This is a genomic window from Dokdonella sp. (assembly GCF_036518555.1).
GTDB lineage: Bacteria > Pseudomonadota > Gammaproteobacteria > Xanthomonadales > Rhodanobacteraceae > Dokdonella_A.
On record NZ_DATDMY010000267.1, the window covers coordinates 1 to 10,083 of the forward strand.

The window sequence follows — 10,083 nt, forward strand, 5'->3', positions numbered from 1 at the left end:
TCCGTCTGATCTCCTCGGCCGGCACCGGCCACTTCTACACCACCGACAAGAACAAGAAGAACACGCCGGAGAAGATGGCGGTCAAGAAGTACGACCCGGTCGTGCGCAAGCACGTCGAGTACAAGGAAGGCAAGATCAAGTGACCACGGGGCGCGGTCATCCCGTGCCGTGCATCGCCGTAGGCTGACACGGGATCCCGCATTCCGGTCGACGAAAGACCCGCCCTGGTGGCGGGTTTTTCTTTTGTGGACGCCGGCGTGGGTTGCGATTCGGGCGTTCGATGGGCGCGCGCCATGCGACGTCGCCCGCAGGGTTTGCGCGTCGTGACACGGCATGGACCTGCGCCGCGCCGGCGACGCGGTCCAGCACCATCGAAATCGGCGCGCTCGCATCGTTCGTGCCGCTCCGCCGCGCGACATCCGTGTCACGTGGCGGAAGATCCCGCGGCGTCGCGCAAGAAAAAGCCCGCACGCGGCGGGCTTCTTCGAACTCGATCCGGGGGCGTCGTCAGGGAGTTTCGCCCGCGAGACGATAGCCCTTGAGGCGTGCCGCGAACTCGGCGAGCGTGCGGATGCCGGTCTGCTCCGCCTCGCGGCACCATTCCCTCACGCCTTCGAGCATGCCATCCGCGTTGCGCCCGTTGCGTTCGGTGAGCTCGGCCAGGCGCGCGCGGAACTCGCACACCGTGCGCAGGCGCGGATGCTTCTCGGTGAACGCGGTCATGCGTTCGCGCGAGGCCGCGTCGAGCCAGCGGCCGCCGTTGCCGAGCGCCTTGCGCAGCCTGCGCGGCAGCGCCTTGATACCCGCGCCCGCGCTCGCGGCTTCCTCGCGCAGCGTCGGCGCGATCACGCCGCTGAAATAGTCGCTCATGACATGGAAGCGGTGCGACAGCAACGCCTTGACGGTCTCGGTGTCCGGCAGGTTCATGTTGGGGCGTACGTCGAGCGCGGGGGCGACGCGCAGCACCTTCGCCAGGCCGAGCATCTCGAAGCCGCGGATCGCAGCCCAGCCGATGTCGAACTCCCACTTGCGCAGCGCGAACTTGGCCGAGCTCGGGAACGCGTGGTGATTGTTGTGCAGTTCTTCGCCGCCGATCCAGAAGCCCCACGGCGACACGTTCGTCGACGTGTCGGCGGATTCGAAATTCCGATAACCCCACCAGTGGCCGATGCCGTTGACGAAGCCCGCGGCCCAGAACGGGATCCACAGCATCTGGATCGCCCAGATCGCGCCGCCGACCACGCCGAACAGCAGCAGGTCGACGATCAGCATCAGGGTCGGGCCCCAGTACGGATGACCGCTGTACAGCACGCGCTCGATCCAGTCGTCGGGCGTGCCGCGGCCGTACTTTTCCATGTCTTCGCGCTTCTCGCTCGCTTCGCGATACAGCTCGACGCCTTGCCAAAACACCTTGCGGATGCCGTACACCTGCGGGCTGTGCGGATCTTCCTCGGTCTCGACCTTGGCGTGGTGTTTGCGATGGATCGCGACCCATTCCTTCGTCACCATGCCCGTGCTCAGCCACGACCAGAAACGGAAGAAATGCGCGACGACCGGATGGAAGTCGACGCCGCGATGCGTCTGGCTGCGGTGCAGGTAGAGCGTGACCGCGAAGATCGTCAGCTGGGTCACCACCAGCAGGTAGACGATCCAGGTGCCCCAACTGGCTTGGGTGAGGCCACGGGCGGCCAGGGAAATCAGTGTGTCGGACATGGACTTGCGGGAACCCCAGGAGGAGACGTCGACTATACGCGCGTACACATGGCATCGCCATGCGACTGCGTCAAGGTTTGCGACGCGCGTCGACGCGTGCGGGCTTGCCGTTCGCCCGTCGAAACCTTAACAATCGCGGGTCGTGACAGCCCCTGTACCCACGCTCGCGCTCGCCCATGCCGGCCGCCGGATCGCCGGCCGCACGATCGTGCGCGCGCTCGATCTCGAACTCTCGCGCGGCGAAGTGCTCGGCCTGCTCGGCGTCAACGGCGCGGGCAAGACCACGACGTTGCGCATGATGGCGGGTGTGCTCGCGCCGACATCCGGCTGCGTACGGTTGGACGGCGAAGACCTCCATGAACGTCCCGAACTCGGGCGCCGGCGCATCGGCTACCTGCCCGAGGTCCCGCCGCTGCACGCCGAGCTCGACGCCGAGGAGTACCTCGCCTTCTGTGCGCGCTTGCACGCGGTCCCGCGCGGTGCGGTCGCGTCCGCGGTCGCGCGCGCGATCGAGCGGTGCGGGCTCGGAGACGTGCGCCGCCGACCGCTCGGCGCGCTGTCGAAGGGCTATCGCCAACGCGTCGGGGTCGCCCAGGCGATCCTCCACGAACCCGATCTCATCGTGCTCGACGAGCCCGCGTCCGGACTCGATCCGATCCAGGCGCTCAACCTGCGCGAACTCGTGCGCAGCCTCGGCCGCGACCACGCGGTCGTGCTGTCGACGCACGTGCTGCCCGACGTGTCCGCGTGCTGCGATCGCGTGGCGATCCTGCATCACGGCGAGTTGCGCCACGCCGGCAACGTGCACGCGTCGTCGACGACGTCGCTGCGCGTCGGCGTTTCGCGTGTCCTGCGCGAGCAGGAGTGGCGCGCATTGCCGATGGTCGTCGCGGCCGAGTCGCTCGACCCCGCGCATTGGCGCGTCGAACTCGCGCCGGGCAGCGCGATCGACGCATTCTCCGCCGCGGTCGTCGCGCACGGCTTCGGGCTGACCGCGCTCGCCGCAGATGCGCCGCCGCTCGAATCCGTCTTCCTCGCGATCGCGGCGAGCGACGCGCCGGCGGCCGCCGCATGAATGCGACCTTGCTCATCGCCGGCCACGAGTGGCGGAGACTGCGCATGCAGCCGTTCGCCTGGACGCTCGCCGCCGTCGTCGTTGCGTTCATGGCCTGGCAATTCCTGCTCGCGCTGCAGGCGTTCGTCGACCTCGCGCCGAAACTCGGCGGGCTCAAGGACGCGCCCGGCGTGACCGACCTCGTCGCGATTCCGCTGCTGCGCAGCCTGTCGAACCTGCTGCTGCCGCTCGTGCCGCTCGTGACGATGCGCAGCTTCGCGGGCGAACGCCGCGCGGCGACCTTGCCGCTGCTGCTCGCGAGCGGCGTCGGCAACCTGCGCATCGTGCTCGGCAAGTTCGTCGGCGCGTTCGGCTACGTGCTCGTGCTGGTGGCGCTCGTCGCCACGATGCCGCTCGCGCTCGCGGCGGGCACGAGCCTCGACCTCGGCAAAATCGCGGCGTCGCTGCTCGGGCTCGCGCTGTTCGCGGGGGCACTGACCGGCATCGGCGTGCTGTGTTCGGCCTGGGCCGCCCAGCCCGCGCTCGCTGCCGCGGCCGCCTTCGCATTGTCCGCCCTGCTCGCGGTCGTCGACGCCGGCGCGCGCCTGCAAGGGATCACCAACGCGGGCATCAACTACCTCGCATTGCCGACGCACCTGGAGTCGTTCTTCCGCGGCATCGTCGCGAGCGTGGACATCGGCTATTTCGCGCTCGTCGCCGCCGTTACCCTCGCGCTCGCGACGCGCAGGCTCGACGCGCTGCGCGGGAGTCCCGACTGATGCGCGAGCGCTTCGGTCATGCGTTGTACGCGCTGCTCGTGCTGCTCTGCGCTGCACTGCTCGCATTCCTCAGCACGCGCTTCGGCTTCTCGCGCGACTGGAGCCACGGCCAGGGCGCGAGCCTCGGCGCCGACTCGCTCGCGTTGCTGAAGACGCTCGACGGCCCGGTCGAGGTGACGAGCTACGCGAGTCGACAGGGCGGCTTGCGCGCGATCGTCGCCGACTTCGTCGACCGCTATCGCCGCGCGAAACCCGATCTCGCCCTTCGCTTCGTCGACCCCGATGCCGACCCGGGCGCGATGCGCGCGGCCGGCGTCACCGTCGACGGCGAACTCGAGCTGCGTTACCGCGAGCGCAGCGAGCGCCTCAAGGTGCTCGACGAAGGCGAGTTCTCGAGCGCATTGCTGCGCCTCTCGCGCACGCGCGAGCGCATCGTCGCTTTCCTCGAGGGCGAAGGCGAGCGCCAGCCGCTCGGCAAGGCGAATGCCGATCTCGGCACGTTCGTCGCGGCACTCGCGAGCCGCGGCATCCGGGCCGTGCCGCTGCCTCTCGCGAGCATGGGCAAGGTGCCCGACAACGCCGAGCTCGTGGTCGTGGCCAATCCGCGCGTGAAGCTCGAGCCCGCGCTCGTCGCCGCGCTCGTCGCTTACGTCGACGGCGGCGGCGCGCTGCTCTGGCTCACCGAGCCGGGCGAGGACTCAGGTCTGGACGATCTCGCGACCGCGCTCGGCGTACGCGTGCTGCCCGGCGTCGTGGTCGACGGCAACGGCCAGGCATTCGGACTGCAGGACCCGAGTTTCGTCGCGATCAATGCGTATCCGCCGGCGCCGATCACGCGCGACTTCAAACTGGCGACGCTGCTGCCGCAACCGGCGGCGCTCGCCAAACTCGCCGGCGCGCACTGGGCCGTGCAGCCCCTGCTTCGCTCGAGTGCGAAATCGTGGAACGAAACCGGCCACATCCCGAAGGCCGGCGAGAACGCCGACACGGTCCGCCAGGATGCCGACGCTGGCGAGATTCCGGGCCCGCTCGATCTCGCGTTCGCGCTCAGCCGCGTGTCGCCGCGACCGGACAGGCGCGAGCAGCGCATCGTCGTCGTCGGCGACGGCGATTTCCTCTCCAACAGTTACCTCGGCAACGGCGGCAACCGTGAGCTCGGCCAGCGCATCTTCGACTGGCTGCTCGACGACGACGCGCAGATCACGGTGCCCGACCACGCCGCCCCGGATCGCCAGCTCGCGCTGTCGCAGGCGGCTCTGACCGCGCTCGCGCTGCTGTTCCTCGTCGCGCTGCCGCTCCTGCTTGCGGCAACGGGCATGCTCATCGCATGGCGGCGTCGGCGTCGTTGAGCCCCGGCACGCGATCGGTCGGAACAACCTGCTAGGCTGCGGCGATGAGGCGACGCACGCGCACCCTCGTGTTCCTGGCCGCGACCGCGGCGCTGCTCGGCGCGGCCGTGTTCGTCGAGCTGCGTCGCGAACGCGCACTCGCCCTCGACCCGCTCACCACGCTCGATCTCGCCGCGGCGACACGCCTCGACGTCGCCTGCGCCGGCTGCGTCGCCCGCCACTACGAGAAGGTCGATGCGCACTGGCGCCAGCGCGATCCGGATGCGCCCGCCGACGAGGCCCTCGTCGCGCGATTGCTCGCGATCGCGCACGCGCCGGTGCGTTTCCGTTATCCGGCGCGCGAATTCGAACCGGCGCGCATCGGCCTCGTGCCGCCGTTCGCGACCTTGCGGATCGACGACACCGAACTGCGTTTCGGCGGCACCGACGCGATCCGCGGTGACCGCTACGTCGCGGTCGGCGACGCGATCGCGCTCGTCCCCGACCGCTTCAGCGCGTTGCTGTTCAAGGCGGCCGCGCCGTCGCCGAAGGAGTGAACGCGTGCCCGAGCTGCCCGAGGTCGAAACGACGCGTCGTGGCCTCGCGCCGCACCTCGTCGGCCGGCGCGTCGTCGCGCTCGACGTGCGCCAGCCGCGCCTGCGCTGGCCGATTCCGCGCGAACTGCGCAGCCGGCTGCCGGGCCAGCGCATCGAGGCGATCGAGCGACGTGCGAAGTACCTGCTCGTACACACCGAGCCCGGCAGTGCGCTGCTCCACCTCGGCATGTCCGGTTCACTGCGCGTGCTGCCCGCGACGACACCGGTCGGCCCGCACGACCACGTCGATTGGCGCCTCGATTCGGGCCAGGTGCTGCGCTACACCGATCCGCGGCGCTTCGGCTCCCAGCTGTGGCAGCCTCGCGGCGAAACGCACGAGCTGCTCGCCGGCCTCGGCCCCGAGCCGCTGTCGGATGCGTTCGACGGCGATCATCTGTGGACGCGCTCGCGCGGCCGCCGTGCGGCGGTGAAGCTGTTCCTCATGGACCAGGCGATCGTCGTCGGCGTCGGCAACATCTACGCGAGCGAGGCATTGTTCGCGGCCGGCATCCATCCCGCGCGGGCGGCGGGCGGCGTCTCGCGCGAGCGCTATGCGCGCCTCGCCGCCGAGGTGAAGCGCATCCTTGCGTATGCGATCGGCCGCGGCGGCACGACCTTGCGCGACTTCATCAGCCCCGACGGCGTACCCGGCTACTTCGAGCAGGAACTCATGGTCTACGGCCGCGCCGGCGAACCGTGTCGCGTCTGCGGCACGCCGATCCGCGCGAGCGTGATCGGCCAGCGCTCGACGTTCCATTGCCCGCGCTGCCAGCGCTGAGCGCGCGTCGCGTGCATGTCGACACCCCGAGCGAGCGCGCAACAATTGCCACGGCCGTGCGGTCAGACTGTGCTTTCACATCGACCCCGGGATCGCATGATTCGCTCGTCGCGCACGCTGTGGTGCTGCTGCATCCTCACGATGTCCATCGCCCGCGTCGGCGCGGCGGATCGGCCTGACGCGGCGCTCGACGCCTACGCGATGCCGGGCGCGCGCGTCGACATCGGCGGGCGGGCGTTGAACCTTCGCTGTACCGGCAGCGGTCCGACCGTACTGCTGGAAAGCGGTGCCACCGCGGATTCGATGGCGTGGTCGAAGGTGCAACCCGAAGTCGCGAAGTTCGCGCACGCCTGCGCTTACGATCGCGCGGCCTACGGGTTCAGCGACGGCGGGCCGCTGCCGCGCGATATCGATGCGTACGCGGCCGACCTGCACGCGCTCATCCATGCGGCGCACCTCGCCACACCGATCGTGCTCGTCGGCCATTCGTACGGCAGCAGCATCGCGCGTCGCTATGCTGACCGGTACGCCGCCGACGTGGCGGCACTCGTGCTCGTCGATCCGCCGCCGCAGAACGTCGCGGAGTTCTCGCCGGCATGGCAGGAGTCCGAGGACGAGCAGACTGCGCAGGGACTCGCCAACTTCCGGATCTGCGAACAGGGTGCGGCAAGGCACCAGCTTGACGCATCACCGCTGCCGCCGGAGCTGCAGCGCTGCCTGCGCGGGCCGGATCCGCGCTACAGCGAAGCGCTGAATGCCGCGCAGCGGGCGTACAAGGCGCGGCCGGCGTTCTGGCGCACGCTGATCTCGATGCACGAGACGAGCAACGCGCTCTACAAGCAGCCGGTATCTCCGCACGAGTCGCACGGTGCGACGCCGCTGATCGTGCTGCAGCCGGACGCGCCGTTCGACGACGCGTCGCCGGACGACCGCAAGGCGCTCGAGGCGGCGCGCCGGAAGACCCAGGCGGCGATCGCGGCGACCTCGACCCGCGGCGAGATTGTCGCGGTCGCGCATTCCTCGCACGACGTGCACATCGACCGGCCGGATGCGGTCATCGAGGCGATTCGCAAGGCGTTGCGGCGAGGCGTCGCGACCCCGGCACGTTGAAGCAAGTGCGAGCGCTTGTCCGGCTCAGGCCGGCTCGCGCGGCTGGTCGAGCGGCAACACGGGCTGCTGCAGCTCCACCGCACTTTCGCCGGCCATGATCTTCTTGAACTCGGCCCGACTGACCGAGACGTAGCGATCGTTGCCGCCGATCTCGACCTGGGGCCCGTCGGTGACCGCGCGGCCGTGTTCGTCGACGCGCACGACCATCGTCGCCTTGCGGCCGGAATGGCAGATCGTCTTGATCTCGACCAGATTGTCCGCCCACGCGAGCAGGTAGCGGCTGCCTTCGAACAGCTCGCCGCGGAAGTCCGTGCGCAGGCCGTAGGCGAGCACGGGGATGCCGAGCACGTCGACGATGTCGCTGAGCTGCCACGCCTGCGCCTTCGACAGGAACTGCGCCTCGTCGACGAGCACGCAGTCGAGCTTGCCGCGCGCGGCGACATCCTCGCGCGCGATCGCGAGCAGGTCGTCTTCGCGCGCGAAACGGCGCGCGTTCGCGCGCAGGCCGATGCGCGAAGCAACGACGCCTTCGCCGGCGCGCGTGTCGAGCCGTGGCGTGAGGATCAGCGTGCGCATGCCGCGTTCGTGGTAGTTGTACGCGCTCTGCAGCAGCGTCGTCGTCTTCCCGGCATTCATCGCCGAGTAGTAGAAATACAGTTTCGCCATGGGAACCGGGGATCGGGGACCTGGATTCGTGCCGCGCCGTGTCGCGCCGCATGCAAGTGTGTCACAGTGGCGCGTGTTCCCGGTCGTCGCCGTCGCGCCTGCCTTGAGCGAGTCCCGATCCCCTGTCGATCCGAGCGACGAAGCGTTCGCGCGCTTCGTGCAAGCGCATCGGCGCCTGTTCGTGCTGACCGGCGCGGGCATCAGCACGGCGTCGGGCATACCCGACTACCGCGACCGGGACGGCGGCTGGAAGCGCTCGCCGCCGATCACGTTGCAGGCGTTCGTCGGCGATGCGCTCGCGCGCTCGCGCTACTGGGCGCGCAGCCTCGTCGGCTGGCGGCGCTTCGGAATCGCCCGGCCGAACGCGGCGCACCGCGCGCTCGCCGCGCTCGAACGCGAGGGTCGCATCGCGTTGCTCGTCACGCAGAACGTGGACGGCCTGCACCAGGCCGCGGGGCACGACGCCGTGGTCGACCTGCACGGCCGCCTCGATCGCGTACGCTGCCTCGGGTGCGAACGCCGGCGGCCGCGCGCGGAATTCCAGCATGAGCTCGAACGGCGCAACCCGGACTGGCTCGCGCTCGACGCGCTCGACGCGCCCGACGGCGACGCCGACCTCGAGGGTCTCGCATTCGAGCAGTTCGTCGTGCCCGGTTGCGACGACTGCGGCGGCCTGCTCAAGCCCGATGTCGTGTTCTTCGGCGAGAACGTCCCGCGCGAGCGCGTCGAGCGTGCGACACGGGCGCTCGCCGAAGCGGACGCGATGCTCGTGGTCGGCTCGTCGTTGATGGTCTATTCGGGCTATCGCTTCGCGCGCGCGGCCGCTCTCGCCGGCAAGCCGATCGCCGCGCTCAACCTCGGTCGCACGCGCGCGGACGACCTGCTCGCGCTGAAGATCGAAGCCGACGCCGCTGCGGCGTTGTCGTGGCTGGTCGGGCAGGAGCCGCTGAACGCCTGAGAGAGGGCTCGTGGGGCGACGCCTTCGGATCCTCTCGTTCGCCAGCGCGGCTCGCCCGGTGTGTCGCTCCTCGAAGGCCGCACGCCGCCCCGGGCGAGTGTGCCCTGTCAAGGTGTCGGCGTGGCCGGGCATGCGGCACAATCGACGCCTGCTCCCTTCCTCGCCCCGATGAGCCTCAATCCGCAACAACGCGCCGCCGTCGAATACTGCGACGGCCCCCTGCTCGTGCTCGCCGGTGCGGGTTCGGGCAAGACGCGCGTGATCACCGAGAAGATCGCGCACCTGGTCAAGCGACGCCAGGTGCCGGCGGCGAAGATCGCCGCGATCACGTTCACGAACAAGGCTGCGCGCGAGATGCGCGAGCGCGTCGGCAAGCTCGTCTCGGGCACTGCCTCGGAAGGCCTCACCGTCTGCACGTTCCATGCGCTGGGCCTGCGCTTCCTGCAGATCGAGCACGCGCGCGCGGGATTGCGGCGCGGGTTTTCGGTACTCGACGCCGACGACACGCAGGGCATGATCAAGGAGCTCGCGCCGAAGGCGATCAAGCCCGATGCGCTGTTCGCGTTGCAGTCGCTCGTCTCGCGCGCGAAGAACGAGGGACTCACGCCGGAACAGGCCGCGGCGGCCGCGGCCGGCGCGCGCGAGCGAGAGGCGGCGGAGATCTATGCGACGTACCAGCGCCGGCTCGCCGCGTTCAACGCGGTCGACTTCGACGACCTCATCCGCCTGCCGCTCGCGGTACTCGAAGGCGACGACGAAGCGCGCGACGGATGGCGCGAGCGCCTGCGCTACCTGCTCGTCGACGAATACCAGGACACGAACTCGGCGCAGTACCGCCTCGTCAAGGCGCTCGCGGGCGAACGCGGACTGTTCACCGCGGTCGGCGACGACGACCAGTCGATCTACGCCTGGCGCGGCGCGAATCCGGAAAACCTCGCCGAGCTCGCGCGCGACTATCCTAAGCTGCGCGTGGTCAAGCTCGAGCAGAACTACCGTTGCGCGCGACGCATCCTGCGCTGCGCGAACAAGGTCATCGCGCAGAACGCACACCTGTTCGAGAAGCGCCTCTGGAGCGAGCAGGGCGAAGGGCCGCCCGTACGC

Annotated in this window: 11 protein-coding genes; 9 read left to right on the forward strand and 2 right to left on the reverse strand. The window is 69.9% G+C overall.

Going from position 1 to position 10,083, the window contains the following annotated elements; genetic code table 11:
* On the forward strand, nt 1–143 hold a 143-nt coding region (gene rpmG / locus VI238_RS14370), incomplete at its 5' end, for a 50S ribosomal protein L33 (RefSeq protein ID WP_331652564.1).
* A 364-nt stretch (nt 144–507) separates the two neighbouring features.
* On the opposite strand, the gene VI238_RS14375 is transcribed toward rpmG, so the two are convergent.
* Nucleotides 508–1,713 carry a DesA family fatty acid desaturase gene (locus VI238_RS14375; RefSeq protein WP_331652546.1) on the reverse strand — a complete coding sequence of 402 codons (1,206 nt, stop codon included), beginning with the start codon at nt 1,711–1,713 and terminating at the stop codon, nt 508–510.
* A gap of 142 nt (nt 1,714–1,855) precedes the next feature.
* Between VI238_RS14375 and VI238_RS14380 the strand changes: the two genes are divergently transcribed.
* The 6 genes from VI238_RS14380 to VI238_RS14405 all read left to right on the forward strand — a co-directional run bounded on the left by VI238_RS14380 (nt 1,856) and on the right by VI238_RS14405 (nt 7,358).
* Nucleotides 1,856–2,788, forward strand: coding sequence for an ABC transporter ATP-binding protein (locus VI238_RS14380; protein ID WP_331652548.1), 933 nt, complete (start codon nt 1,856–1,858; stop codon nt 2,786–2,788).
* Nucleotides 2,785–3,546, forward strand: a complete 762-nt coding sequence (locus VI238_RS14385) for an ABC transporter permease (RefSeq protein ID WP_331652550.1) — start codon at nt 2,785–2,787, stop codon at nt 3,544–3,546. The genes VI238_RS14380 and VI238_RS14385 overlap by 4 nt, the downstream gene beginning before the upstream one ends.
* Nucleotides 3,546–4,895: a GldG family protein gene (locus VI238_RS14390; RefSeq protein WP_331652552.1), complete on the forward strand. Its 1,350-nt coding sequence runs from the start codon at nt 3,546–3,548 to the stop codon at nt 4,893–4,895. Before VI238_RS14385 ends, VI238_RS14390 begins: the two co-directional genes overlap by 1 nt.
* A gap of 44 nt (nt 4,896–4,939) precedes the next feature.
* Nucleotides 4,940–5,431: a hypothetical protein gene (locus VI238_RS14395; protein ID WP_331652554.1), complete on the forward strand. Its 492-nt coding sequence runs from the start codon at nt 4,940–4,942 to the stop codon at nt 5,429–5,431.
* A 4-nt stretch (nt 5,432–5,435) separates the two neighbouring features.
* Nucleotides 5,436–6,248 carry a bifunctional DNA-formamidopyrimidine glycosylase/DNA-(apurinic or apyrimidinic site) lyase gene (gene mutM, locus VI238_RS14400; RefSeq protein WP_331652556.1) on the forward strand — a complete coding sequence of 271 codons (813 nt, stop codon included), beginning with the start codon at nt 5,436–5,438 and terminating at the stop codon, nt 6,246–6,248.
* A gap of 96 nt (nt 6,249–6,344) precedes the next feature.
* Nucleotides 6,345–7,358 carry an alpha/beta hydrolase gene (locus VI238_RS14405; protein WP_331652558.1) on the forward strand — a complete coding sequence of 338 codons (1,014 nt, stop codon included), beginning with the start codon at nt 6,345–6,347 and terminating at the stop codon, nt 7,356–7,358.
* A 24-nt stretch (nt 7,359–7,382) separates the two neighbouring features.
* Here the strand turns inward: VI238_RS14405 and VI238_RS14410 are convergent, their stop codons facing one another.
* The gene (locus VI238_RS14410) at nt 7,383–8,024 is read right to left on the reverse strand and encodes a thymidine kinase (protein ID WP_331652560.1); all 642 of its coding nucleotides are present in this window, start codon (nt 8,022–8,024) and stop codon (nt 7,383–7,385) included.
* A 103-nt stretch (nt 8,025–8,127) separates the two neighbouring features.
* Between VI238_RS14410 and VI238_RS14415 the strand changes: the two genes are divergently transcribed.
* Both VI238_RS14415 and VI238_RS14420 read left to right on the forward strand, forming a co-directional pair.
* A complete protein-coding gene (locus tag VI238_RS14415) occupies nt 8,128–8,982 on the forward strand; it encodes an NAD-dependent protein deacetylase (protein WP_331652562.1) in 855 nt (284 codons plus the stop codon).
* 168 nt (nt 8,983–9,150) lie between these two features.
* The coding region (locus VI238_RS14420) for a UvrD-helicase domain-containing protein (RefSeq protein WP_331652566.1) at nt 9,151–10,083 on the forward strand (933 nt) is incomplete at its 3' end.